The sequence below is a fragment of the Micromonospora sp. NPDC048169 genome, from assembly GCF_040652815.1.
In the GTDB taxonomy this organism is placed as follows: Bacteria; Actinomycetota; Actinomycetes; order Mycobacteriales; family Micromonosporaceae; genus Micromonospora.
Map to the genome: position 1 here is coordinate 91,627 of NZ_JBEZMS010000002.1, position 25,473 is coordinate 117,099.

22 protein-coding genes are annotated in these 25,473 nt (G+C 73.7%); 10 read left to right on the plus strand and 12 right to left on the minus strand.

The window, feature by feature from the left end:
• Positions 1-7: 7 nt before the first annotated feature.
• Positions 8-1,447: a rifampin monooxygenase gene (gene rox / locus AB0D28_RS02390; protein ID WP_357381361.1), complete on the minus strand. Its 1,440-nt coding sequence runs from the start codon at positions 1,445-1,447 to the stop codon at positions 8-10.
• A 112-nt stretch (positions 1,448-1,559) separates the two neighbouring features.
• Positions 1,560-2,498 (minus strand): helix-turn-helix domain-containing protein, encoded by a 939-nt coding sequence (locus AB0D28_RS02395; protein WP_357381363.1) that lies wholly within the window; start codon positions 2,496-2,498, stop codon positions 1,560-1,562.
• Between the two features lie 94 nt (positions 2,499-2,592).
• Here AB0D28_RS02395 and AB0D28_RS02400 point away from each other — a divergent pair, with 94 nt between their 5' ends.
• From AB0D28_RS02400 to AB0D28_RS02410, 3 genes are all read left to right on the plus strand, one after another.
• Positions 2,593-3,603, plus strand: coding sequence for a saccharopine dehydrogenase NADP-binding domain-containing protein (locus tag AB0D28_RS02400; protein ID WP_357381365.1), 1,011 nt, complete (start codon positions 2,593-2,595; stop codon positions 3,601-3,603).
• 130 nt (positions 3,604-3,733) lie between these two features.
• Positions 3,734-5,854, plus strand: coding sequence for a cellulase family glycosylhydrolase (locus AB0D28_RS02405; protein ID WP_357381367.1), 2,121 nt, complete (start codon positions 3,734-3,736; stop codon positions 5,852-5,854).
• Positions 5,855-5,964: 110 nt separating this feature from the next.
• Positions 5,965-6,828: an alpha/beta hydrolase gene (locus AB0D28_RS02410; RefSeq protein ID WP_357381369.1), complete on the plus strand. Its 864-nt coding sequence runs from the start codon at positions 5,965-5,967 to the stop codon at positions 6,826-6,828.
• 6 nt (positions 6,829-6,834) lie between these two features.
• Here the strand turns inward: AB0D28_RS02410 and AB0D28_RS02415 are convergent, their stop codons facing one another.
• The 4 genes from AB0D28_RS02415 to AB0D28_RS02430 form a co-directional block, all read right to left on the minus strand.
• Positions 6,835-7,299 carry a hypothetical protein gene (locus AB0D28_RS02415; protein WP_357381371.1) on the minus strand — a complete coding sequence of 155 codons (465 nt, stop codon included), beginning with the start codon at positions 7,297-7,299 and terminating at the stop codon, positions 6,835-6,837.
• Between the two features lie 64 nt (positions 7,300-7,363).
• Positions 7,364-8,080, minus strand: coding sequence for a VOC family protein (locus tag AB0D28_RS02420; RefSeq protein ID WP_357381373.1), 717 nt, complete (start codon positions 8,078-8,080; stop codon positions 7,364-7,366).
• A gap of 128 nt (positions 8,081-8,208) precedes the next feature.
• Positions 8,209-9,330, minus strand: a complete 1,122-nt coding sequence (locus tag AB0D28_RS02425; protein ID WP_357381375.1) for a hypothetical protein — start codon at positions 9,328-9,330, stop codon at positions 8,209-8,211.
• A 76-nt stretch (positions 9,331-9,406) separates the two neighbouring features.
• Positions 9,407-10,063: a 4'-phosphopantetheinyl transferase superfamily protein gene (locus AB0D28_RS02430; protein ID WP_357381377.1), complete on the minus strand. Its 657-nt coding sequence runs from the start codon at positions 10,061-10,063 to the stop codon at positions 9,407-9,409.
• A gap of 126 nt (positions 10,064-10,189) precedes the next feature.
• Here AB0D28_RS02430 and AB0D28_RS02435 point away from each other — a divergent pair, with 126 nt between their 5' ends.
• Positions 10,190-10,465, plus strand: coding sequence for a hypothetical protein (locus tag AB0D28_RS02435; protein WP_357381379.1), 276 nt, complete (start codon positions 10,190-10,192; stop codon positions 10,463-10,465).
• Positions 10,466-10,548: 83 nt separating this feature from the next.
• On the opposite strand, the gene AB0D28_RS02440 is transcribed toward AB0D28_RS02435, so the two are convergent.
• From AB0D28_RS02440 to AB0D28_RS02450, 3 genes are all read right to left on the minus strand, one after another.
• Positions 10,549-11,325: a peptidase gene (locus tag AB0D28_RS02440; protein WP_357381790.1), complete on the minus strand. Its 777-nt coding sequence runs from the start codon at positions 11,323-11,325 to the stop codon at positions 10,549-10,551.
• Between the two features lie 2 nt (positions 11,326-11,327).
• Complete coding sequence (locus AB0D28_RS02445) at positions 11,328-12,617, minus strand: VWA domain-containing protein (protein WP_357381381.1); 1,290 nt, start codon at positions 12,615-12,617, stop codon at positions 11,328-11,330.
• Positions 12,618-12,905: 288 nt separating this feature from the next.
• Positions 12,906-14,576 (minus strand): phospholipid carrier-dependent glycosyltransferase, encoded by a 1,671-nt coding sequence (locus AB0D28_RS02450; protein WP_357381383.1) that lies wholly within the window; start codon positions 14,574-14,576, stop codon positions 12,906-12,908.
• 83 nt (positions 14,577-14,659) lie between these two features.
• Here AB0D28_RS02450 and rsmI point away from each other — a divergent pair, with 83 nt between their 5' ends.
• Positions 14,660-15,508: a 16S rRNA (cytidine(1402)-2'-O)-methyltransferase gene (gene rsmI, locus AB0D28_RS02455; protein WP_357381385.1), complete on the plus strand. Its 849-nt coding sequence runs from the start codon at positions 14,660-14,662 to the stop codon at positions 15,506-15,508.
• A gap of 60 nt (positions 15,509-15,568) precedes the next feature.
• Here rsmI and AB0D28_RS02460 read toward each other — a convergent pair whose 3' ends face one another.
• On the minus strand, positions 15,569-16,399 hold the full coding sequence (locus AB0D28_RS02460; RefSeq protein ID WP_357381387.1) for a hypothetical protein: 831 nt from the start codon (positions 16,397-16,399) through the stop codon (positions 15,569-15,571).
• A 127-nt stretch (positions 16,400-16,526) separates the two neighbouring features.
• Between AB0D28_RS02460 and metG the strand changes: the two genes are divergently transcribed.
• On the plus strand, positions 16,527-18,329 hold the full coding sequence (gene metG / locus AB0D28_RS02465) for a methionine--tRNA ligase (RefSeq protein ID WP_357381389.1): 1,803 nt from the start codon (positions 16,527-16,529) through the stop codon (positions 18,327-18,329).
• 53 nt (positions 18,330-18,382) lie between these two features.
• Here the strand turns inward: metG and AB0D28_RS02470 are convergent, their stop codons facing one another.
• Both AB0D28_RS02470 and AB0D28_RS02475 read right to left on the minus strand, forming a co-directional pair.
• Positions 18,383-19,234, minus strand: coding sequence for an alpha/beta hydrolase (locus AB0D28_RS02470; protein ID WP_357381391.1), 852 nt, complete (start codon positions 19,232-19,234; stop codon positions 18,383-18,385).
• A gap of 60 nt (positions 19,235-19,294) precedes the next feature.
• Positions 19,295-20,539 carry a hypothetical protein gene (locus tag AB0D28_RS02475; protein WP_357381393.1) on the minus strand — a complete coding sequence of 415 codons (1,245 nt, stop codon included), beginning with the start codon at positions 20,537-20,539 and terminating at the stop codon, positions 19,295-19,297.
• Positions 20,540-20,620: 81 nt separating this feature from the next.
• Here AB0D28_RS02475 and AB0D28_RS02480 point away from each other — a divergent pair, with 81 nt between their 5' ends.
• The 4 genes from AB0D28_RS02480 to AB0D28_RS02495 all read left to right on the plus strand — a co-directional run bounded on the left by AB0D28_RS02480 (position 20,621) and on the right by AB0D28_RS02495 (position 25,377).
• Positions 20,621-21,523, plus strand: a complete 903-nt coding sequence (locus AB0D28_RS02480) for a TatD family hydrolase (RefSeq protein WP_357381395.1) — start codon at positions 20,621-20,623, stop codon at positions 21,521-21,523.
• A 79-nt stretch (positions 21,524-21,602) separates the two neighbouring features.
• Positions 21,603-22,472, plus strand: a complete 870-nt coding sequence (gene rsmA, locus AB0D28_RS02485; RefSeq protein ID WP_357381397.1) for a 16S rRNA (adenine(1518)-N(6)/adenine(1519)-N(6))-dimethyltransferase RsmA — start codon at positions 21,603-21,605, stop codon at positions 22,470-22,472.
• Positions 22,473-22,558: 86 nt separating this feature from the next.
• Positions 22,559-23,512 (plus strand): 4-(cytidine 5'-diphospho)-2-C-methyl-D-erythritol kinase, encoded by a 954-nt coding sequence (locus AB0D28_RS02490; RefSeq protein WP_357381399.1) that lies wholly within the window; start codon positions 22,559-22,561, stop codon positions 23,510-23,512.
• Positions 23,513-23,577: 65 nt separating this feature from the next.
• A complete protein-coding gene (locus tag AB0D28_RS02495) occupies positions 23,578-25,377 on the plus strand; it encodes an ABC-F family ATP-binding cassette domain-containing protein (RefSeq protein WP_357381401.1) in 1,800 nt (599 codons plus the stop codon).
• Positions 25,378-25,473: the final 96 nt, after the last annotated feature.

Consider the following 25,473-nt stretch of genomic DNA (forward strand, 5'->3'; position numbering starts at 1 on the left):
GCGGAAGTCAGACAACAGCCCGGGCCTGAGGGCTGCCGAACCACCTGGCCAGCGCATCCTCCAGCGTCTGCTGATCGTGGCCCACCCAGACCACGTGCCCGTCCGGCCGCGACAACACCGCCGGCACGTCCAGCTCGTCGCCGGTGCCGGCGACGAGCCCGACCCGGTCGGCCCAGCCGTCCACCGACAGCTTCCCGGTCCCGTCCAGCAACAACCCACGGCCGGTACGCATCAGCTCGTACAGGCGTGCGTCCCGCAGCGGTACGTCGCGCAGCCGCCGCCCGAGCAGCGGGTGACCCTCGCCGACGTCGTACCGGACGCCGATCGCCGTGACCTTCTCGATCAGGAAGCGGTTGACCTCGTCGAAGTCCATGAGCTGCGCCAGCATCTGCCGTACCGCCCGCGCTCCGGGCTCGTTCGTGGTCAGCAGCATCTGCGCGCGGGTGTTCGTCAGCACGTCGGCGGCGACCGGGCGCCGCTCGGACTCGTACGTGTCCAGCAGGCCCGCCGGCGCCCAGCCGTTCACCGTCGCCGCCAGCTTCCAGCCCAGGTTGAACGCGTCCTGGATGCCCAGGTTGAGCCCCTGCCCGCCCAGCGGCGGGTGGACGTGCGCGGCGTCGCCGGCCAGGAACACCCGTCCGACCCGGTAACGCTCGGCCAGGCGGGTCGCGTCGCCGAACCTCGACAACCAGCGGGGGGAGTGCACGCCGAAGTCGGTGCCCGCGTACGCGATGAGTTGCCGCTTGACGTCGTCGAGCGTCGGCGGTGTCGAGGCCACCTCGGCCGCCGGTACGACCACCCGGTATACGCCCGGCTTGCCGGACGGTCCGAGCCCGAACCGCTTCTCGGTGCGGCGTACCTCCGTCATGATCCTGGTGATCTCGTCCGGCGGCGCTGTCACCTCCATCTCGCCGAGCAGCGTGTCGATCGTCGACGGCTCGCCGGGAAAGCCGACGCCGAGCAGCTTGCGGACGGTGCTGCGCCCGCCGTCGCAGCCGACGACGAACCGCGCCCGCAGCGGTGGCTCGCCCTCGTCGTCGAGGTGGACCGTCACGCCGTCGTCGTCCTGCTCCAGCCCGGTCACCGCACGACCGCGCCGGATCTCGGCTCCGACCTCGGCGGCGTGGTCGGCGAGCAGCCGGTCGGTGAGCGTCTGCGGGATGCCGAGGACGTACGCGTGGGCGGTGTCCAGATCGGCTGGCGCGGGCTTGTCGATGCCGGCGAAGAACCCCCGGATGGGGTGCGTGCCACCGTGTTCCCGGAACCGCTCCAGCAGCCCGCGCTGGTCCATCACCTCGATGCTGCGGACGTGCAGCCCGAGCGAGCGCACGTACGGCGGCGGCTCGGCGTCCCGCTCCAGCACGAGCACGCCGACGCCCTGGAGGCGTAGTTCGCTCGCCAGCATCATGCCGGTCGGCCCACCGCCGACCACGATCACGTCGAACACGAGCCGACCATAGCCTCCGCGCCGGAACGCCAGGGCCCGAAGAAGGGGTAGGCGCCCAACTCGTTCGGACCGCCCGGCGAGCTTCGACAGCAGCCGGACCTGGGCAGCCCGGTCAGCCGCGACGGAACGTCCGGCGGTAGGTGTCCGGCGGCACGCCGACGGTGCGCTGGAAGTGGCGGCGCAGCGTCGTCGCCGTACCCATGCCTGATGCCTCGGCGACGGCGTCGATGCCGCCGTCGGTGTTCTCCAGCAGCTCCTGTGCCCGCCGGATGCGCTGCGTGGCCAGCCACTGCGACGGCGTGGCGCCGGTCGCGGCGGTGAAGTGGCGGACCAGGTTCCGGGTGCTCATGCCGGCCTGGCGGGCGAGTGCGGCGACTGTCAGCGGGCGGTCCAGCCGCGCCATCGCCCAGGGCAGCAGCGTGGCGATCGGGTGGTCCGCGCGGGCCGGGACCGGGTTCGTGACGTACTGGGCCTGGCCGCCCGCGCGGTGCGGCGGCACCACCAGGCGGCGGGCGACGGCGTTGGCGACCGCCGAGCCGTGGTCGCGGCGGATGAGGTGCAGGCACAGGTCGATGGCGGCGGCCTTACCGGCGGAGGCGAGCACATTGCCGTTGTCCACGTAGAGCACGTCCGGGTCGACCTGGACGCGCGGGTAGCGGGCGGCGAGCGCTTCGGTGTGCGCCCAGTGGGTGGTGGCGCGCAGCCCGTCGAGGATGCCGGCGGCGGCGAGCACGAACGCGCCGGTGCAGAGCGAGACCATCCGGGCGCCCGCCTCGTGCGCGGCGCGGACGGCGTCGACCAGGTCGGACGGCGGCTCGGCGTCGGTGTCCTCGATCGCCGGGACGATCACCGTGTGGGCGCGGGTGAGGTGGTCCAGCCCGTGGTCGGGCGTGACCGCGAACCGGCCGACGCTGACCGGGCCGGGACCGCAGACCACCAGGTCGTACCAGGGGTCGGCCAGGCCGGTCGGGTCGCGCACGAAGATCTCGCAGGCCGCCGCCAGCTCGAAGTGCAGCATCCCGTCGGTGGCGGCGAGCGCGATCAGGGCCATGTCCGAAACTGTACGGGCATTGGCGTTTACGACACTGGCCCGGCCCTCCGAACCCGGCGAGGATCATCCCAGTCGATCTTCGAGGGGGAACGTCATGCGGGTGGCGGTTTTCGGGGCGTACGGGCACACCGGGCGGTTCGTGATGGCGGAGCTGCGACGGCGGGGCTGCGAGCCGCTGCCGGTGGGACGCGACGCCGGGAGGCTGTCGGCAACGTTCCCGGAGGCGGAGCACCGGGTGGCGTCGGTGGACGACCCGGCCTCGCTGGACCGGGCGCTGGCCGGGGCGGCGGCGGTGGTCAACTGCGCCGGGCCGTTCGCCTCGACCGCCGGCCCGTTGATCGAGGCCGCGCTGCGGGCCGGGATCCCCTACGTCGACGTGGCGGCCGAGATCGAGGCGAACCGGGACACGTTCGCGCACCACGCCGAGCGCGCCGGGGCCGCCGGAGTCGCTGTGGTGCCCGCGATGGCGTTCTTCGGCGGGCTCGGTGACCTGCTGGTCACCACCGCGATGGGGGACTGGGCGGCGGCCGACGAGGCGCACGTCGCGTACGCGCTGAGCAGCTGGCACCCGACGGCCGGGACCGTCGCCTCCGGCGTCGTCTCGCGCGAGCGCCGCGACGGCCGGCGGGTCCGTTTCGCCGACGGGCGCCTGGTGTACGCCGACGGCGACCTGCCCCGCCTGGACTGGGAGTTCCCGGCGCCGCTCGGTGTGCGGCCGGTGCTCGGCGAGTTCACCATGGCCGACGTGGTGACGGTGCCGAGTCACCTGGACATTCCGGAGGTCTGCACGTACATGACCGTGAACGCGGCACTGGACCTGGCTGCCGGGGATGCCCCGGCGGCGGTGGACGAGCGCGGCCGGTCGGCGCAGACGTTCACCGTCGACGTGGTGGTGCGTGCGGGCGACGTCCGGCGGCGGGTGGTGGCCCACGGGCGGGACATCTACGCGATCAGCGCGCCGCTGGCGGTCGAGGCGGTCCACCGGATCCTGACCGGGCGGACCCGGGCGACCGGCGTCGCCTCGGCCGGCCGGATCTTCGACGCGCCGGACTTCCTGCACGGGCTGTCGGCGCACCTCACCGTCGAGACGCCGCCGTCCGCCTGACGCGCCGCGAGCCGACTGTATTCACGTCTGCCGATTGACAATGTTTGGAATCCAAACTTACTCTCGCGCTGGGCGGGGTCGCGCCCCGCCCGCTCCGTCCACGCGCCCACCCCACCGCGAAGGAACCACCATGTTCCGCTCTCCCCGTACCGCCCGATTGCGGGTCGGCCTCGTCGCGGCGACCGCCGCCACGCTGGTGACCGGCACCGCCGTGATGGCGACGAACGCCCAGGCGGCGGCCGGCTGCCGCGTCACCTACACGACCGCGAGCCAGTGGCCCGGCGGCTTCACCGCGAACGTCGACGTGACAAACCTCGGTGACCCGATAAACGGCTGGAACCTGCGCTGGACGTTCCCGTCCGGCCAGCGGGTCACCCAGGCGTGGAGCGCCACCGTCACCTCCTCCGGCGCCGACGTCACCGCCACGAACGTCGGCTACAACGGCTCCATCGCCACGAACGGCACCGTCTCGTTCGGCTTCAACGGCTCCTGGTCCGGCGCGAACACCGCGCCCACCGCGTTCTCGCTCAACGGTGTGGCATGCACCGGCGGCGTCGGCGGGACCACCCCGCCGCCGACCACCACGCCACCGCCGACCACGCCGCCCCCGACCACCCCGCCGCCCACCACGCCACCGCCCACGACCCCGCCGCCGGCCGGCAACGCCATGGCCGCTGTCGCCGCCATGCAGCCCGGCTGGAACCTCGGCAACTCCTTCGACGCGGTCGGCGCGGACGAGACCGCCTGGGGCAACCCGCGGGTCACCGAGGCGCTGCTCGACAACGTCCGGGCGCAGGGCTTCAACAGCATCCGCATCCCGGTGACCTGGAGCAACCACCACGGCGCCGCGCCGAACTACACGATCGACGCGGCCTGGCTGAGCCGGGTACGCGAGGTGGTCGGCTGGGCGCTCGCCGACGGCTTCTACGTGGTGCTGAACATCCACCACGACTCGTGGCAGTGGATCAACACGATGCCCACCGACCGCACGAACGTGCTGAACCGCTACAACGCGCTCTGGACGCAGATCGCCGCCGCGTTCAAGGACTCCTCGCCGAAGCTGACCTTCGAGAGCGTCAACGAGCCGCAGTTCACCGGCAGCTCCGGCGACGCGCAGAACGCCACGCTGCTGAACGAGCTGAACACCTCGTTCCACCGCATCGTGCGCCAGTCCGGCGGCGGCAACGCCACCCGGCTGCTCGTCCTGCCGACCCTGCACACCTCGGCCGAGCAGGCCCGGGTGGACGAGCTGGTCAGCACGTTCAACACGCTCAACGACCCGAACCTGATCGCCACCGTGCACTTCTACGGGTACTGGCCGTTCAGCGTGAACATCGCCGGTGGCACCCGGTTCGACGCCACCGTCCAGCAGGACCTGACCGACCAGTTCGACCGCGTCTACAACGCCTTCGTCAGCCGCAACATCCCGGTGATCATCGGTGAGTACGGGCTGCTCGGCTTCGACCGGCACACCGGCACCATCGAGCAGGGCGAGAAGCTGAAGTTCTTCGAGTTCCTCGGCCACTACGCGCGCAGCCGCAAGCTGACCACCCAGCTCTGGGACAACGGCCAGCACTTCGACCGGACGTCCTTCGTGTGGAAGGACCCCGAGCTGTTCGCCCAGATCAAGTCGAGCTGGACCACCCGCTCCGGCACCGCGTCCAGCGACCAGGTGTACGTGCCGCGTACCGGCTCGATCACCGCCAAGAGCCTGACGCTCAACCTGAACGGCACCACGTTCCAGGGGCTGCGCCAGGGCACCACCGATCTCGTCAACGGCGCCGACTACACGGTCTCCGGCACCACCCTGACGCTCACCGCGTCGGCGCTGACCCGGCTGGTCGGCTCCCGCGCGTACGGGGTGAACGCCAACCTCCAGGCCCGGTTCTCCGCGGGCGTGCCGTGGCGGATCAGCATCATCACGTACGACCCGCCGGTGCTGTCGAACGCGACCGGCACGACAGCCGCGTTCACGCTCCCGGCACAGTTCCGCGGCGACCAGCTGGCCACCATGGAGGCCAAGTACGCCGACGGCAGCAACGCCGGGCCGCAGAACTGGACCTCGTACAAGGAGTTCGATGTCACGTTCGCGCCGGACTACACAGGCAACACGATCGTGCTGAAGCCGGAGTTCTTCGCCGAGGTGAACGACGGCCGGCGGGTCACGCTGACCTTCCACTTCTGGAGCGGCACGAAGCTGACCTACTACGTCACCAAGTCCGGCAGCACCGTCACCGGCACGGTGAGCTGACCGCGACGGCACGGCTCGCGGCGGTGGGCGTCGACACCGCCGCGAGCCGCGCCGGCAACGCGTATCCGCCGGACCGATGATTTCCGGGGCCGGCGCCGGTCGACAGAGGCATGAAGACGCTCACTCTCCAGACGCCCGAGGTCGACCTGGTCTACGACGTCCACGCTCCGACCGCGGCCGAGGCCGGGCACCGTCCCCTTTTCATGATCGGCCAGCCGATGTGCGCCGACGGCTTCACCACGCTCGCGTCGTACTTCCCGGACCGCACGGTCATCACGTACGACCCGCGCGGGCTCGGCCGCAGCGTCCGCAAGGACGGCCGGACCGACTCGCTGCCCGAGGTGCAGGCCCGGGACGTCCGCGACATCGTCGACGCCCTCGGCGCGGGCCCGGTCGACATGTTCGCCAGCAGCGGCGGCGCGGTGACGGCGCTCGCCCTGGTGGCCGCGTACCCGAACGTGGTGGCCACGCTCGTGGCGCACGAGCCGCCGCTGGTCGCCCTGCTCCCGGACGCCGAGGCGGCCGGACGGGCCATGGCCGCCTGCCAGGAGGCGTACCGGAGGAACGGCTGGGGCGCCGGCATGGCGGCGTTCATCGTCATGACGTCGTGGCGGGGCGAGTTCACAGACGACTACTTCGCCCAGCCCGCGCCGGACCCCGCCGCGTTCGGGATGCCGGCCGAGGACGACGGCAGCCGGGACGACCCGCTGCTGTCCGACCGGTCCGCGGCGGTCACCGTCTTCCGGCCGGACGCCGACGGGCTGCGCGCCGCGCCGACCCGGGTGGTGATCGCGGTGGGCGAGGAGTCGGCGGAGACGATCACCGCGCGGACGTCGGTGGCCACCGCCGAGCTGCTCGGCGGGCAGCCCGCCGTCTTCCCGAGCCACCACGGCGGGTTCCTCGGCGAGGGGATGGGCCACGCCGGGCAGCCGGAGGCGTTCGCACGCCGGCTGCGGGAGATCCTCGACGCCTGACCGGGCTCAGGCCCGGCGTGCCTCGGTGACCATCACCGGGTAGGGCCCGGCCGGTGTGCCGGGCCCGGCCTGGTCGGCGGGGACCACGTTCTCCATCCGCAGCCGCAGCGTGGCCGGGTCGGCGGAGTCGAGGACGATTCGCCACTCCCAGCCGTCGGCGTACCCGGCGGTCAACTCGACAGCAGGCGCCCCGGCCGCCGTGCCGGTGAGCGTCATCGGGGACGGCTGCTGGTGCCAGGAGTCGCCCCACCAGGCGACGAGCGCGCCCGGCCGGTCGCCGGCCGCGATCACCAGCAGGCCGTCCTGCGGCCCGTCGTCGGGGTGGGCCCACGAGTACGCCACAGTGGTCAGGTGACCACCGGCGGCGGTCGCGACGGAGACGGTGGCCGGCGACTCGGCGAGCGGGTCGGCGGGCATCAGCCGGAAGCCGTTGGTGCCGGCCCAGGAGCCGGCGGCATCGGTGAGAACCATCGCCCCAGGATAGGAACCACCCCCGACACCGCCCGGCTCGCCGGTCGTCGACCCGGCCCGGCGGCTACCCGTGCGGCAGGGCCGTGAGCAGGTCCTCGGCGTGCCGCAGCGTGCCGGCCAGCCGGGCACGCGACTCGTCGTCCAGCGGGACCGACCGGGCCTTCCCTACCAGTTCCCGGGCGGCCTCCGGCTCCCCGAGTTGCAGCGCCAGCTCGGCGCGGTAGACAAGCGCCTCCACGTGGACGGCCGGGTCGTCGGCGGCGTCCGGGCGGGCGAGCGCGCCGTCGAGGATCCGCGCGGCCTGCCCGGGGTTCCCGCGCGAGTCGCCCTGCACCACGGCGTTGCCCAGCGTGCGGGCGAGCCCGCCCCGATCGCCGGTCTCCGCCTGGGTGGCCCGGCCGACGAACCGGATCCAGTTGCCGCCCGGGTCGACGATGCTGAACCCGGAATGCCCCTCCTGGTTGCGGCGGGGCCGGGGCCGGGTCATCCGGGGTACGCCTGCGACGAGCATCTTGCCGTACGCGGCGCGCAGGCCGTCGGCGAAGGCGCCGTGGATGGCGACCAGGTCGTCCACCACCACCAGGCAGGAACCGTACGAGTCGGCCGGATCGAACCCGACCATCCCGAAGAAGTGCAGGTGGAGATCCTCCCGGCGCAGTGTCAGGTACGGGTTCGGGCGCTCCTGCCGGTACGTCACCTCGAAGCCGAGGGCCTGGTAGAAGGGCGCCACGTCGTCCAGGGAGCGGCAGGGCAACAGCGGGATCGTCGTCTCGTTCGCCATGCACCGAGCCTGGCGACCGCGAGCCGTCATGCGCACATGGAAATGCCCGAACGGCTACTGTCGCCGCCCGAACGGGCACGAGGGCCGGTCCGCTGTGGACCGGCCCTCGTGGGGGGTTCCGCCCCGGGTCAGGGCTTCCAGGACCCGGCGGTACGGAAGCGGTGCTTGTACTCGACGACGCCGTCGCGGTCCTTCACGTCGAAGATGAGCTGCCCGCTGCGCTTGGAACCCGCGGGCAGGTTGACGCCCGCGGGCATCAGCTTGCCGCAGCCGGAGAAGGCGCCGGCGACGCCGTTCTCCTCGGTGCCGTCCGCGGCGACCCAGGTGAAGTAGAACGGGTTGATCGAGCCGGTGCCCTTGGTGATCTCGGCGGTCACGTCGGCGATCAGGAACATGCCGTTCTTCGGGCCGGGCATGACCTCGCTGCACGCGGCGTCCCGGGTCCGGAAGTTGCCGACGGTGATCGCGATGCTGCCCTCGGCGTCGTTGACGGTCAGCCTGGCGCCGGCCGGCATGTTGGACGCGACGCCGCCGGTGGTGCCCGGTTGCGGCGTGCCGGTGGGAGCGTCCGTCGGGGTGCCACCGGTCGGAGGGCTTGCCGTCGGCTGTCCGTAGGTGATGTCTGGCGTGGGCGGCGGGGCGGCGGCCTCCCGGTCGTTCTTCGCCCCACTGTAGATGGCGAAGAGGCCGCCGCCGCAGCACAGCAGCACGAGGATCACCGCGATGACGCCGACCGTGATCCAGACGTTCCTGTTCGACTTCTTCGCCGGCGGCCCGAACGGCTGCCCGGGCGGATACGCCCCGCCGCCCGGCGGCGGGTAACCGCCCGGGGGCGGATACCCGCCCGGCTGCTGGTACGCCCCACCCGGAGCCTGGTACTCGCCGCCCGAGGGCTGGTACTCGAACCCCGGCGGCTGGTACGCCCCGCCCGGCGGCGGGTAGGGCGCGCCCGATGTCGGCGGTGCCGGTGGGTACGCCTCGCCGGGGGCGGGCGCGGGCGGGTACTGCGCGCCCGGACCCGGCTGCGGCGGATGGGGCGCCCCGGAGACGGGCGGCTGCGGGGGACCCGACATGGGCGGCTGCGGCGCGTCCGAGGGCGGCGGGGGATAGGCCGGAGCGGGCGGCGGCGCGTACGGGCTGTCCGGCGCCGGCGCCGGCGGCATCGGGGCGGGAGGGAACGCCTGCGTCGGCGGTTCCGGCGGCTGCTGGTTCGGGTCCGGTGACCCGGACGGAGGCTCAGGGTGGCTCACCGTGCTCCTTGGGGCGCCTTCGGGGTGTCCAGTCGGGTCGACGGTATAGGCCGGACGCAAACCGGCCGACAGGGCGTCATCGATGTGGCAGGACGGCCGCGGTACGGACCAGGTCGTCGTCCACGGTGAACCGGCCGGTCACCGCTGACGGCGGATCGGGCACCGGTGCGGCGGCGAGCCGGGCCGGCGCGATCTCGGCGTGGAACGTGCCGGTCGCCGGATCGAGGACGACCCGTGCGTCGGCGAAGCCCAGCCACGTCCCGACGAGCGGGTGCCAGACCTTGTAGACGGTCTCCTTCGCGCTGAAGACCACCGTCGGCCAGGGCGTGCCGGCCGGCAGCCGGGCCAGCTCCACCTCCTCGTCGGGGCGGCACACCTTCCGGCGTACCCCCGGGGGCAGGGGCCGGTGCCGTTCCGCGTCGATGCCGACGGCGCGCACGTCGGCGGCCCGGGCGACGGCGGCCGCGCAGTAGTCGCGGGTGTGGGTGATCGCGCCGACGACGCCGGACGGCCAGACCGGGGCCCGGTCGGCGCCGGCGGGCACCGGCGTGGCGGTCAGGCCGAGCGCGGCGAGCGCCCGCCGGGCGCAGACCCGCCCGGCGGTGAAGTCGCGGCGGCGGCCCGGCACCACACGCTCGCCCAGCGTGGCAAGTTCGGCCGGGAGCAGGTCACCGGACCAGTCGGCGGGGCCGGCCACCGCCACGGCGACCTCGGCCGGAAGCAGATCACGCACGGGAGGTGGATGACGGGGACACGCGGTGAACGTACCGTAACGCTTGGGCGTGCCTCGGCGCTGAAGGAACGTTGCGGGGAGGTAAGCGGTCCATCACCACCATTCCTGACTCGGAAGGAGCGGCCGATGACGCCTGGCGCGGAGACTTCGGGGAGTGCCGACGGCGAGCACGTGCCGGTGACCCCCGGCTGGACCTGCGGCTCGTGCGGTGACGACTGGCCCTGCGCCACGAAACGTCACCACCTGCTGCGCGAGTACCAGGTGGACCGGGCGTCGCTGAGCGTCTATCTCGGATCCTGCCTGGCCGCGGCGACGCAGGATCTGCGCTCCGTTCCGGTCACCGCGCTCCAGCACCGGTTCATCGGCTGGGTGCCGCGCGGCCCGCGTACCGCTGAGGCGTGAGCGCGGCCGGTGGCCGCCGCGTCGGGTTCGCGGCGGCCACCGGCCGCGGTCTCAGGGGTCGCGGTCCTGAGGGGTCGCGGTCCTCACGGGCGGCGGGGCCGCCGGGTGAGGCCGAAGCCGACCACGCCGGCCACGGCGGCGAGGACGCCGCCCACGCTCGTCCACACCCAGCGCGATCCCGCGTCCGGGAGCCAGCCGGTCAGGTCGAGGTCCTCGTCGTCGGCCACCGCCTCGGGCGTCGGTTCGGCGGCCAGCACCGTGCCGGCCCTGGTGTTCGGCACCAGCGGCGCGGCCAGCTCGCCGTCGTCGCCCGACGCGCCGCCCTCGTCGGTCGCGCCGACGAGCATCTCCACCTCGATCGGCAGACCGAGGTCGGGTTCGGGCAGCTCGGTGACGGAGAGCCGGACGTAGTAGGTGCCGGGCAGCGGGTCGCCCGACCAGGGTTCGGCCCACGGCCGTACCCGGCGCAGCGTGCAGCCCAGCGCGACACTCGTCGCCGACGCGCCGGCGGTGGGGGTCTGCGCGCCCGCGGTGCACGCCTGCCGGCGGCGCAGCCCGTCGAAGACGTCCACGGTCCAGGTGGAACCGCCGCTACGCGGCTTCGGGAACGTGACGGTGGCGGTGATCTCGTGCACCTGCCCGGCGTCGGCGCGGAACGACCAGTACAGGTGGTCGCCGGTCGACGCGCCCACCCGCACCGGCTGGCCGGCGGTGACGGTCGTGGCGGTGAGGAACGAGGTGCCGGCCTTCGTCACAGTGGTCGCGCCCGGTGACGGGCTGGGCGCGGCCAGGGCCGCCGCCGGGGTGAGGGCGAGGCCGGCGGCGGTCGTGGCCGCCGCGGCGCGGATCAGCGTACGCATACTCAGTTCGTCCTCCACGTGTGCACCCACCAGCGGGTGAGCAGCCCGGCGACCAGCCCGGTGAGCAGTCCGGCCAGCGTGAGCAGGAGCAGCAGCACCCAGCCGCGGCCGAGGTCCGGCCCGTCCGGCGCGGGGGAGGCGGCCACCACGTCGATGGTCAGCTCCACCGGCATGCCGGGCCGGGCCTGGGTGCCGGGCTTGGCCGCGAACGAGTTGCTGACCACCAGGCAGACGGTCCGTACGGCCTGCTCCGCGCCGGGCGTCGGTTCGGCGCTCGGGCCGTCCTCCTCCTCGGCGGCCGACCAGCGCAGCCCGGCGGAGACCACGTCGGTACGGCCGCTGCCGGCGTCGACACCCCTGACGAGTTCCCGCCCGTCCGGCGCGGTGGCGCGGAGCAGCACGCCGTAGTCCGGGTTGACCGGCCGGTCCAGCGCGACGCTCACCGAGGCGCGCAGCTCCTGCCCCTGACGCACCGGCACCCGGTACCAGCGGTGCTCGGAGAACGCCTCCCGGTCGCTGTAGACGCCGGGCGCGAGCAGCGGGGCACCCTCGCAGGCCGTGCCGCCACCCACCACCGCCGGGGCGGCGGTGTACGTGTCCCGGGCCCGGTCGACGAGCTGCTTGATCCGGCCGGTCAGCTCGTCGGCGCTCTGCGCGGCCGTGTAGGTGCCCCCGGTCGCGCCGGCGATGCAGAGCAACTGCTTGCGTACCTTCTCGTCCGGCGCCAGGCCGAGCGTGTCGACCACCAGCCGGGTGCCCTGGGCGGCCAGTTCGCGGGCCACCTCGCACGGGTCCGGCGGGGCGCAGGTGTCCTCGCCGTCGGTGATCAGCACGATCCGGCGGGCGGTGCTGCCGGTGCCCAGGTCCTGCGCGGCGGAGCGCAGCGCCAGTCCGACTGGTGTGAAACCGGTCGGACGCAAGCCGGCGACCGCTGCCTTGGCCTGGGTACGGTCCACCGGGCCGACCGGCACGATCTGCTGGGTGTCCAGGCAGCCCTGCTTCTTGTCCTTGCCGCGGTAGGTGGCGCCGAGCACCCGGATGCCGAGCTGTGTCTCGTCCGGCAGGGCGTCGACCACCTCGTTGAACGCCTGCTGCGCGACGGAGATCCGGCTGCGTCCGTCGATGTCGCGGGCCCGCATCGACCCGCTGACGTCCAGGACCAGCTCGACCTTCGGTGGTTCGGCGACGGGTTCGGTGGTCTCGTCGTCGGCCCCGGCGGGGCTCGGCCCGATCAGCGCGGCCGCCGCCAGCAGTCCGATGAGGACAGCCGTCGATCGTCTCTTGTTGATCACCGGGCGAAGTGTAGTGAGATCCACTTTGGAAGATCATTCGGGTCGGAGGTGCCCGGCGGGGCCGCTTCCCGGCCCCCGGCGGACCGTCACGCCCGCTCGCGGGGACCCACCGTCAGCTGCACCATGTAACCCTTTCGGCCGGTGGTGCACTCGTCGGAAATCTGACCGCCCCGCACCCGTTGTGCCGTCGCCGGAGTGTGGCTAAGCTCTGTCTTGCGCGCCCCAATCGCCCGCTTCCCCCGTGGCAGGCGATCGGGGCGCGCTTTTCTGTGCGCCCGCCGCCCCGCGTCAGATCCAGCGGCCGTCCAGCCACATCCGGGCCGACCAGTCCGCGTACGGCAGCACCCGGCCCACGAAGATCGGGTAGAAGTAGGCGAAACAGAGCGCCACGAGCAACACGTACGCGCCCGCGATGATCCCGCCCACCAGCCGCCGGTCGTGCGCCTGCTGCGGATCCGGTGGCGCGGCCGTGCCGGTGACCGGCGCCGGGGTGGCGATCGCGCCGAGCACGTAGACCACGGCGAGCACCAGGAACGGCACCGCCGGGGCGGCGTAGAAGGAGAACATCGTCCGCCCGTCGAGGGCGAACCAGAACCAGGGCAGCAGGCCGGCGGCGACGCTGAGCAGGATCGCGCCCGCACGCCAGTCCCGCCGGGCCAGGCCGAGCCAGGCGGTCGCGGCCAGCGCCGGCAGGAACGACCACCACAGCAACGGCGTGCCCAGCAGCAGCACCTCCGAGGCGCAGCTCGGTGCGCCGCAACTGCCGTCCCCGGACCAGTGGAACGCCACCGGTCGGCCGAGCAGCAGCCACTGCCAGGGCCAGGACTGGTACTTGTGCGGGTCGTCGAGCTGGGTGTGGAAGCCGTACGCGGCCTTGTGGTATTCCCACAGGTTGATCAGCGCGCCGACGAAGGGGGTGTCGCTCAGCTCCGGGTTGTTCGGGTAGCGCTCCGCCAGGCGGTAGTAGCCGTCCTGGCCGAGCAGCCAGCCCGACCAGGTCGCCACGTAGGTCACCAGCATCAGCACGCCGGCGGCGAGCAGCCACGGCAGTTCGTCGAGCACGGCGTCGCGCCACGGCCGGCGTACCCCGGACGAGCGGCGGACACCGACCTCCCAGAGCAGCACCAGCAACGCGAACGCCGGGACGAAGTAGACCGCGCTCCACTTCACCGAGCAGGCGCAGCCGAGCAGCACACCGGCCGCCAGCCGCCACCACGGCCAGTCCCGCCAGCCCGACGACGGCCGTCCGGCCCGGCCCGGCTGTGTCGGGTCGAGCCCGGCCTCCAGCGCCCGGGCCCAGCGCCGCCGCCGGGCGTCCCGGTCGAGCACCAGCGCGCCGAACGCGGCGAGCACGAACAGCAGCAGGAAGATGTCGAGGATGGCCGTGCGGGACAGCACCAGGTGGTAGCCGTCGAGGGCGAGCAGCAGGCCGGCCGCGCAGCCGAGCACCGTGGAGCGGAACACCCGCCGCCCGATGCGGACCAGCAGCAGCACCGACAGCGTGCCGGCCACCGCCGCGCCGAAGCGCCAGCCGAACTCCGGCGAGGTGGTGATCAGGTGGCCCGGCACCGAGACGCCACTGTCGGCGTCCTGGTAGCCGAAGGCCCACTCGCCGATGCCGATCATCCACTTGCCCAGCGGCGGATGAACCACGTACGAGGGGCCGTTGTCCTTGTAGTTCCACTCGAAGCCGCGGTCGATCAGCCCGTACGCGTCCTTGGCGTAGTAGGTCTCGTCGAAGATCTTGCCGGGCGGGAAACTGAGCCCCACGAAGCGCAGGATCGCCGCGATGGCCACCACCACGCCTGTCGCCAGCCACGCCTGACCCCGGCCGATGCGGTCGTCGACGGTGGCGAGCCGGCGCCGCACGGCGGCGGGGATCCCGCCCCCGGCGCCGTCGTCCCGGTCGGTGGTGGAAGGGTCCGGGTTCGCGCTCTGTGCTGTCGACGCACTCGTCACCCGGCGATCGTAGGCTGCGAGGGTGCCCGGTGGCGTCCATCGTCTCCGAAATTGGTACGACCATCGATGAGGGAGCGCACGTCGTGGGGGAAATGTCCGAGGTAGGACGGCTCGTGTTGCTCGGCGCGCCGCTCGGCAACCCGGCCGACGCGTCCGCCCGGTTCCGCGAGGTGCTGGCCGCCGCCGACGTGGTCGCCGCCGAGGACACCCGGCGGCTCACCCGGCTGGCCCGCGACCTGGACGTGACGGTGCCCGGCCGGATCGTCTCGTACTTCGAGGGCAACGAGGAGCGGCGTACGCCCGAGCTGGCCGAGGTGCTCGCCGCCGGCTACACGGTCGCGCTGGTCACCGACGGCGGCATGCCGAGCGTCTCCGATCCCGGCTACCGCCTGGTCCGGGCCGCGCTGGACGCCGGCGTGCCGGTCACCGCCGCGCCCGGACCGAGCGCCGTCACCACCGCGCTGGCGCTCTCCGGGCTGCCCTGCGACAGGTTCTGCTTCGAGGGCTTCCTGCCGCGTACCCCCGGCGCCCGCCGTTCCCGGCTGCGCGCGCTCGCCGCCGAGGACCGCACGCTCGTGTTCTTCGAGGCGCCGCACCGCATCTCCGGCGCGCTCGCCGACCTGGCCGAGGCGTTCGGCCCGGACCGGCCCGCCGCGCTGTGCCGCGAGCTGACCAAGACGTACGAGGAGGTGGTCCGCCGGCCGCTCGGCGAGCTGGCCGAGTGGGCCGCCGAGGGCGACCCGCGCGGCGAGATCACGCTCGTCGTGGCGGGCGCCCCGGCCACGCCGGCGGTCCGGCCGGACGACGAGACGCTGCGCGCGGCGGTGGCCGAACGCGAGGCGGGCGGGCTGTCCCGCCGGGACGCGATCACCGAGGTCGCCACCGCGTACGGGCTGCGGCGGCGCGAGGTGTACGCGGTCGTGCACCAGTGAAAGGAAGGGCCCCCTGTTAACGCCTGCGGTAGAGGAAGGGCCCCCTTCTAACACCTCATCTCACCAGGCGGCGGCCAGGAACCCGACCGTGATCAACGCCGGCCCGGCCAGCGCCAGGCCGACCGCCCAGCGCCGCTGCCGTTCGTCGGCGAGCCGGGCTGCCCCGGTCCACCTGGCGATGCCGGCGGCGCAGCCGGCCACCAGGGCCAGCCCCAGCAGCCAGCGCAGGTGCCGTCCGGCGCCGGTGTCCGCATAGGCGGTGGACCCGCCCGGCCCGGTCATCCGCGCGCGCAGCGAACTGCCGGTGCCGGTGCGTCCGGCCGGTACGCCGCTGACCCGTACCCCATGGGCCTGGAACCGGTCGCCGTCGGCGGAGAAGATGCCCCGGCAGCGCTGGGTGAGCCCGCCGCCCGCGCACTGCGTGATCATCACGGTGCCGCCTGTCGAGTGACCCACCGCCAGCCAGAACGGCCCGGCGCTCACCCAGGCGAAGAACGCGGCGAGCAGGCTCAGCGTCAGCAGTACGGCCAGCCCGGCGGGCGGGCTCGGCGGCGCGACCGGGCGGGCGCGCTCCCGTCGCGCCGGGTGCCGGGCGGGATGCGGGCGCGGCTCGTCGCGCAGCGGCGTGCCGTCCCAGTGCACCTCCTCGATCGGCGCCCAGCCGCCGGACGGCGCGGACGCGCGCTGCCAGCGCGGCTGGCGTACCGGCACGCGGTTCGGCACCGCGTCCACCGGCGCTCCGGTGGTCGGCTCCACCTCCACCGGCGGGTCCGCCGGGTCGAGCCGTGGCTGCGGGGCGACGGGTCCGCCGGGCGGCGCGGGCCGTGCCGCACGCCGGGGGGCGGCGGCGGACGGCTCGGGCGCCGCTGGTCTGCTGGTCACGATGTTCATTTCACACCGGTACGTCGGGCTTGTCGGGCAGCTCACGCCGCGTGTCGGCGACAAATCGGACGTACGGTCGGAGCGCGCACCCCATTGGTTCGCGGCGCACCCACGTCAATCACTAGGCTTGCTGCTCATGAGTCACGTTCTCGCCGCGGTCGCCTGGCCCTACGCCAACGGCCCGCGCCACATCGGCCACGTATCCGGATTCGGCGTTCCCTCCGACGTCTTCGCCCGGTACATGCGGATGGCCGGTCACGACGTGCTCATGGTCTCCGGCACCGACGAACACGGCACCCCGATCCAGGTGCAGGCCGACGCGGAGGGGGTCACCCCGCGCGAGCTGGCCGACCGCTACAACCGGGTGATCGCCGAGGACCTGCGGGCGCTGGGCCTGTCGTACGACCTGTTCACCCGCACCACCACGCGCAACCACTACGCGGTGGTGCAGGAGCTGTTCACCGGCCTGCACCGCAACGGCTACATCGTCCCGAAGGTCACCACCGGGGCGATCTCCCCCTCCACCGGCCGGACGCTGCCCGACCGCTACATCGAGGGCACCTGCCCGATCTGCGGCTACGACAGCGCGCGCGGCGACCAGTGCGACAACTGCGGCAACCAGCTCGACCCGATCGACCTGATCGACCCCAAGTCGAAGATCAACGGGGAGACGCCGGAGTTCGTCGAGACCGAGCACTTCTTCCTCGACCTGCCCGCGCTGGCCGACGCGCTGCGGCAGTGGCTGGACACCCGCGACGGCTGGCGCCCGAACGTGCTGCGGTTCTCCCGCAACCTGCTCGACGACCTCCAGCCGCGAGCCATCACCCGCGACCTGGAGTGGGGTGTGCCGATCCCGCTCGACGACTGGCGCGACCGCCCGGACAAGCGGATCTACGTGTGGTTCGACGCGGTCATCGGCTACCTGTCCGCCTCCATCGAGTGGGCCCGCCGCACCGGTGACCCGGAGGCGTGGCGCAAGTGGTGGTCCGCCGACGCGGAGGGGAAGGACGCCCTTTCCTACTACTTCATGGGCAAGGACAACATCGTCTTCCACTCGGTGATCTGGCCGGCGCTGCTCGGCGGCTACTCCGGCGAGGGCGCCCGCGACGGCGAGCCGGGCGAGCTGGGCCGGCTCAACCTGCCCACCGAGGTCGTCTCCAGCGAATACCTGACCATGGAGGGCCGGAAGTTCTCCTCCTCCCGCAAGGTGGTCATCTACGTACGGGACTTCCTGGAGCGCTACGACGCCGATGCCCTGCGCTACTTCATCGCGGTGGCCGGGCCGGAGAGCAACGACACCGACTTCACCTGGGCCGAGTTCCTGCGCCGCAACAACGACGAGCTGGTCGCCGGCTGGGGCAACCTGGTCAACCGGTCGGTGTCGATGGCGGCGAAGAACTTCGGCGCGATCCCGCCGGTCGACCCGGCCGGGCTCACCGAGGCCGACCAGGCGCTGCTGGACACCGCGAAGGCGGGCTTCGCCACCGTCGGCGACCTGATCGCGCGGCACCGGCAGAAGCAGGCAATCGGCGAGGCCATGAAGGTCGTCGCCGAGGCCAACAAGTACCTCTCCGAGCAGGCGCCCTGGAAGCTCAAGGGCGAGGACGACAAGCCCCGGATGGGCACCATCCTGCACGTCGCGCTCCAGGTGGTCAGCGACGCCAACACGCTGCTCACCCCGTTCCTGCCGCACTCCGCGCAGAAGATCCACGAGCTGCTCGGCGGCACCGGCACGCACGCCCCGATGCCGGTGATCGAGGAGGTCGACGACCTCGACGGCGGGCCGTCGTACCCGGTGCTGACCGGCGACTACACGGTCGGGGCGCGCTGGGAGTCCGTACCCCTGGAGGTGGGCCGGCCGCTCGCGGCGCCGAAGCCGGTGTTCCGCAAGCTCGACCCGTCGATCGTCGAGGAGGAGCTGGCCCGCCTGGCCGGCTGAGCACACGCGCGGCAGCGGCCCGGGTGTTCCCCGGGCCGCTGCCGTCTCGCCGGTCAGGCGTGGGCCATGCGCGGCTTGCCGATGAACTCCAGCACCGCCTCGTTGACCTCGCCGGCGTGCGTCCACGGGAGGCCGTGCGGCGCGTCCGGCAGCGTGACCAGCCGGGCGTCGGGCAGCATGTCCACCAGCCGCTGGCCGGTCGCGGCGAACGGCAGCACCGCGTCCTTGGTGCCCTGGATGATCAGCACCGGCACGTCGATGTTCGGCAGGTCGGGGCGGAAGTCGGTGAGCCAGGCGTCCACCGAGTCGTGGGTGCCCTTCGCCGACGCCTGCGTGCCGATCTGCCAGTGGGCGTGGTACGCCTCGTTGCTGACCGCCCGGTCCCGCTTCCCGCCGGAATCGAAGAACGCGTCGCAGAACGCGGTCAGGTAGGCGAACCGGTCCGCCAGGATGGCCTGCTGGAAGCCGTCGAACACGCTCTGCTCCACGCCCTGCGGATCGTCGGCGGTCTTCGGCAGGTACGGCGCCAACGGCGAGATCAGCACCGCCCGGTCCACCCGGTCCGACCCGTACGCCCCCAGGTAGCGGGTCACCTCACCGGTGCCCATGGAGTGTCCGACCAGGATCGCGTTGCGCAGGTCCAGCTCCGTCATCAGCACGTCCAGGTCGGCCGCGAACGTGTCGTAGTCGTAGCCCATGGCCGGCTGGGCGGAGTTGCCGAATCCACGCCTGTCGTACGTGATCACCCGGTATCCGGCGTTCAGCAGGTTGCCGCTCACCTTCTCCCAGGTCGCCCCGTTGAACGGGAAACCGTGGATCAGCACGATCGGCTGGCCGGAACCGTGATCCTCGTAGTACAGGTCGACGGGTGCGGAGTTCTCCGTACCGACGGTGACGAAAGGCATGTCGGGATTCCCCCTCGCGCGGGTTTCTCGGATGCCCACGCCTTCCCGACCCGCACCCGTCTATGCGTGCCGGGCCGGATAGGGCAGGTCCACCACCCGGTCGTCGGTCAGCTCGCCGCCGGGCGCCCAGACCTCGTACACGCCGCGTTCCAGACACTGCGCGCCGGTCGCGGCCACCGCGTCCGGATCCGGGCGGCGCAGCCGCAACCGCAGCCAGCCGCCCTCCTCCCGCAGCACCAGGCACTGCGCTCCGCGCCAGGCCGCCGTGCGCACCCGGCGGGCCGCCGCGTCCACCGGGTACCGGGCCGCACGGGTCATCGCCAGCACCCGGAACCCGCCCGGCTGGTCCGCGACCGCCTCGTACTCCGAACCCGCGTACGTGCCGACGAGCCGGGTCGAGCGCGGCGCCTCGCCGGTCGGCACGTACTCCTGGTCGGCGGCCAGACCGGGCACCGCCGCGAGCAGGTGCCGCCACTGCGGGCCGGCCAGGCGCAGCCAGCCCCGCTGCTCCGCCTGGTAGGTGTAGAGCACCACCTCCACCCCCTCGGCCGGGTAGGCGAGCAGCGTGGCGTTCGCCGGCATCGGCAGGTCGGCGAACTCCCGGGTGACGAACTCCGGCACGAGCTGCCCGTTACTCGGCACGAACCCGGTGCCGAGCACCGGCGGCCCGAGCCGGTCCCGGGGCGGCAACGCCATGAGCCCCCGGTGCGCCTCACCCACCGGCACGTCGTAGTCGGCCGGGTCGGCGGCCCGCCAGCGCAGCGCGTACGCCACGTCGCCGCCCTCGGAGTCGCCGCGCAGCACCGCCATCCCGGCCGGCGTCCGCAGGTGCGCCACGTCGTGCTCCCGGTAGCAGAAGCCGTGCGGCAGCCAGCCCCGCACGTATCCGGCGAGCTGCCGGGCGGAGAGCACCTTCACCATCCGGGTACCGGGCCGGATCACCGCCGAGGCGCGCACCGCCGCGAGCGTCGGGTCGGCCGCCGCGCCCGGCTGCTGGCTGAGCTGGTGTACGTACTCCCACCCCCGGTCCCGGTGCACCGGCATCAGCAGCGGCGCGTCCGTCTCGTCGGCCGTCCCGGGGCCCCCGTGCACCGCGTCGACCTCTGTCGCGTGCACGAACCGGCGCCACGGATAGCCGTTGCCGGGCCGGGGACACCACTCGAACCCGGGCGCCTCGTCGGCGCTGAACAACTCGTACGCCGCGCCCCGGGCGATCTCCTCGGCCGGGTGCGCGCGCCCGGCGTACGTCACGCGCAACCCGGCCCGGTCGGAGGCGGGCCCGCCGGCCTGGTCGGTGACGGTCACTCCAGGACGCTAAGCCCGCCACATGTGGGCGACGTGAACGGCCGGTGGCGGTCCGGGAACGCCGCCCCGGGCCGGTGTGTGATGCTGGCCGCGATGAGCGAGCAGACCGAGACCCGCAAGCAGCGCGCCGCCCGCCGGGCGGGGGAGTTCCCGCCCGTCCCCGAGCCGCTGCCCGTACCCGTGCCGGACAGCCACACCCACCTCGACATCACCGTCGGCGAGTTCGGCACGCCGCCCGGCGGCTCCGGCGACGACCCGCTGGCCGCCGCGATCGAGGCCGCCACCCGGGCCGGCGTGGACCGGCTCGTCCAGGTTGGGGTGGACGTCGACTCGTCCCGGTGGAGCGCCGACGTCGCCGACCGGTACGCGGCGGTGCTCGCCACCGTGGCGCTGCACCCGAACGAGGCGCCCCGGTTGGCCGACCTGGACGAGGCGCTGCGCCAGATCGAGACGCTCGCCGGCCGGGACCGGGTCCGGGGCGTCGGCGAGACCGGGATGGACTTCTTCCGTACCGGCGAGGAGGGGCGAGCCGCGCAGGAGGAGAGCTTCCGGGCGCACATCGCCATCGCCAAGCGGCACGGCAAGGCGCTCGTCATCCACGACCGGGACGCGCACGCCGACGTGCTGCGCATCGTCGACGACGAGGGCGCCCCGGAGGCGGTGGTCATGCACTGCTTCTCCGGCGACGCCGACTTCGCCCGCGAGTGCGTCCGGCGCGGCTTCCTGCTCAGCTTCGCCGGCACCGTCACGTTCGGCAGCGCCGCCGCGCTGCGCGAGGCCGCAGCCGTCACCCCGCCGGCGCAGATGCTCGTGGAGACCGACGCGCCCTACCTCACCCCGATGCCGTACCGGGGGCGGCCCAACGCGTCGTACCTGATCCCGCTGACCGTCCGCTTCCTCGCCGAGACCACCGGCACCGACGTGGAGGCCCTCTGCGCCGCCCTCTCCACGAACGGTGAGCGCGCGTTCGGCCCGTGGCGTTAAGAAGGGGCCCCTCCATATCGCGAGGCGTTAAGAAGGGGCCCTTCCTTCCCCGCGGGCGGGGGCGCTTACGCTACGGGGCGTGACCGGTCTCCTCGGCCCGGCGGAGATCCGGGAACTCGCCGCGCGCCTCGGCGTCACGCCGACCAAGAAGCTCGGCCAGAACTTCGTGCACGACCCGAACACGGTGCGCCGGATCGTCACCACCGCCGGGCTGACCCCCGACGACGTGGCGCTGGAGGTCGGCCCCGGGCTCGGCTCGCTCACGCTCGCCCTGCTCCCGGTCGCCGCGCACGTGCACGCGGTCGAACTCGACCCGGCGCTGGCCGCCGCGCTGCCGGAGACCGCCGCGCGCTTCGCCGGTACGGCCGCCGAGCGCCTCACCGTCCACCCGGCCGACGCGCTGCGGGTCACCGCCGCCGACCTGGCCGGCCCGGCGCCGACAGCGCTGGTGGCGAACCTGCCCTACAACGTCGCCGTGCCGGTCGTGCTGCACCTGCTCGCCGAGCTGCCCACGCTGCGCCACGGCCTGGTGATGGTGCAGAAGGAGGTAGCCGACCGGCTCGTCGCCGGTCCCGGCTCCAAGGTGTACGGCATCCCGTCGGTCAAACTCGCCTGGTACGCCCGCTCCCGGGCGGCCGGCAAGGTCCCGCCGAACGTGTTCTGGCCGGTGCCCAACGTCGACTCCGGCCTGGTGGCGTTCACCAGGCGTGAACCGCCCCGGCCGGACGTACCCCGGCGGGCGGTCTTCGCCGTCGTCGATGCCGCGTTCGCGCAGCGCCGCAAGACGCTGCGGGCCGCCCTGGCCGGCTGGGCGGGCGGCGCCGACCGAGCCGCCGCCGCGCTCACCGCCGCCGGCGTGGACCCCGGTGCGCGGGGCGAATCGCTTACCGTCGAGCAGTTCGCCGCCGTCGCCGCGTCGGCCCCGGACGCCCCCGGCGGCGAGCAGTAGGCTGGCGCCGTTGCCCGACCCCTCGCCGAGGAGCTGACAGTGCCGAAGCCGCTCGACATCCGCCCACGTCCGGTGGGGTCCGCCCGGTGACCGAGGCATGGCGACCGGAGGACGAGGACGGGCAGCGGCGCGGGTCCAGCGGCCCGGTCAAGGTGCGGGTGCCCGCCAAGGTCAACCTGCATCTCGGGGTCGGACCGCTGCGGCGTGACGGCTACCACGAGCTGAACACCGTCTACCACGCGATCTCCATCTACGACGAGCTGACCGCCCGCCGCGGCGACACGCTCACCCTCACCATGGAGGGCGAGGGCGCCGGCGAGCTGGCCCTGGACGACACCAACCTGGCGCTGCGCGCCGCGCACGCGCTGGCCGGCTACGCGGGCGTCGCCCCGCACGCCCGGCTGCACCTGCGCAAGCAGATCCCGCTCGCGGGCGGGCTGGCCGGTGGCAGCGCCGACGCCGCCGCCGCGCTGGTCGCCTGCGACACGCTCTGGGGCACCGGGCTGTCCCGTGACGAACTCGCCGGCATCGCCGCCGACCTCGGCTCCGACGTCCCGTTCCTGATCCACGGCGGCACCGCGCTCGGCACCGGCCGGGGCGAGGCGGTCAGCCCGGTGCTGGCCCGCCCCACCTCCTGGCACTGGGTGGTGGCGATCGCCGACGGCGGCCTGTCCACCCCGGCCGCCTACCGGGAACTGGACCGGCTGCGCGACACCGGCGCCGCCGGCACGCCGCTGGGCAGCACCGACGCGCTGCTCGCCGCGCTGCGCCAGCGCGACCCGAGGGTGCTCGCCGCCACGCTCGGCAACGACCTCCAGGACGCCGCGCTGACCATGCGCCCGGCGCTGGCCGAGACACTCAAGGCCGGCGAGGCGGCGGGCGCGCTGGCCGGCATCGTCTCCGGCTCCGGCCCCACCTGCGTCTTCCTCGCCACCGGCGAGTCCGACGCGGTCCGGATCGCCGCCGAGATCACCGCCGCCGGGGTGTGCCGGGAGGCCCGCGTCGCGCACGGCCCGGTCGCCGGCGCCCGCGTGGTCTGACGCCCCGTACCCTTGACCCAGGCGTCCCGGGCCCCCGGGACGCCTGAGTCGTGAGGGGTGGGTCAGTGGCCAACATCGTCAACCTGGACCGGGTGTCCAAGGGGTACGGCGCCGCGGGGCCGCTGCTCACCGACGTCTCGCTCGGCCTCGACGACGCCGACCGGGTCGGTGTGGTCGGCCTCAACGGCGCCGGCAAGTCGACGCTGCTGCGGCTGCTCACCCGCACCGAGGAACCCGACGACGGCCGCGTCACCCACCGCCGTGACCTGCGCGTCGCCTGGCTGCCGCAGCGCCTGGACCTGGCCCCCGAACTCACCGTGCGGGACGTGGTGCTCGGCACCGCCTGGCTCGGCGAGAGCATGGGCGCCGAGCACGAGTGGGCCGGCGACGCGGGCGTCCGCGCCATCCTCGACGGCCTCGGCATGCCCCACCTCGGCCTGGACACGCCGGTCGGCCCGATGTCCGGCGGGGAACGCCGCCGCGTGGCGCTCGCCGCGCTGCTGGTCCGCGACGCCGACCTGCTCGTCCTCGACGAGCCCACCAACCACCTCGACGTGGGTGGCGTCGACTGGCTGGCCCGGCACCTGGTCACCCGCAAGGGCGCGCTCGTCGTGGTCACCCACGACCGCTGGTTCCTCGACGCCGTCTGCACCACCACCTGGGAGGTCGCCGACCAGACCGTCCGGGCGTACGAGGGCGGCTTCGCCGCGTGGACGCTGGCCCGCGTGGAGCGGCAACGCGTCGCCGCCGCCACCGAGGCCCGCCGGCAGAACCTGCTCCGCAAGGAGATCGCCTGGCTGCGCCGGGGCGCTCCGGCACGCACCTCCAAGCCGAAGTTCCGCATCGACGCGGCGAACGCGCTCATCGCCGACGTGCCGGAACCCCGCGACACCATGTCGCTGCAACGGCTCGCCACCGCCCGGCTCGGCAAGCAGGTGTACGACCTCGAACACGTCCGGCTGCACGCCGGCCCGAAGGAGATCCTGCACGACACCACCTGGCAGGTCGGTCCCGGCGACCGGGTGGCGATCCTCGGCCGCAACGGCGCCGGCAAGACCACACTGCTGCGGATGCTCGCCGGGGTGACCGGCCCCGACGGTGGGCGCTTCGCCGCCGGGCAGACCGTCCGGCCGGCGTTCCTGTCCCAGGAACTCGCCGAACTCCCCGGCCACCTGCGCGTGCTGGAAGCCGTCGAGGAGGTGGCCCGGCGCGTGCAGTTCGGCGACCGGGAGATCAGCGCCGCCCAGCTCGCCGAGATCTTCGGCTTCGACGACAAGCGGCTCTGGACCCCGGTCAGTGACCTGTCCGGCGGTGAGCGCCGCCGCCTGCAGATGCTGCGGCTGCTCGCCGGGGAACCCAACGTGCTGCTGCTCGACGAGCCCACGAACGACCTGGACACCGACACGCTCGCCGCGCTGGAGGACCTGCTCGACTCGTGGCCCGGCACGATCGTGGTGGCCAGCCACGACCGCTACCTGATCGAGCGGGTCACCGACGTCGCGTACGGCATGTTCGGTGACGGCCGGCTGGTGCACCTGCCCGGCGGCGTCGACGAGTACCTGGCGCGCGCCGCCGTGGCCGGCGGCCCGGCGCCCGCCGACCTCACCCCGGCCACGGCGGCGCCGGCGCGCGAGGGCATGTCAGCGGCCGAGGTACGCGTCGCGAAGAAGGAACTGAACCGGCTGGAACGGCAGATCGCCAAGCTCGAACAGAAGGAGGCGGGCCTGCACGAGCAGCTCGCCGCGAACGCCACCGACTACGCCCGGGTCGCCGAGCTGGACGCCCAGCTCAAGGAGGTGCGGGCGGAGCGGGACCGCACCGAGGAGACCTGGCTGGCCCTGGCCGAGGAGCTGCCGGGCGGCTGACCTGCCGCCGGGGTGGGGGGTGTGCGGCGTCACTGACCGGCGTACGGGACAATCACCGGTGGAACCCTCGTCCGAACGGTCTTTTGGAGACGCAGA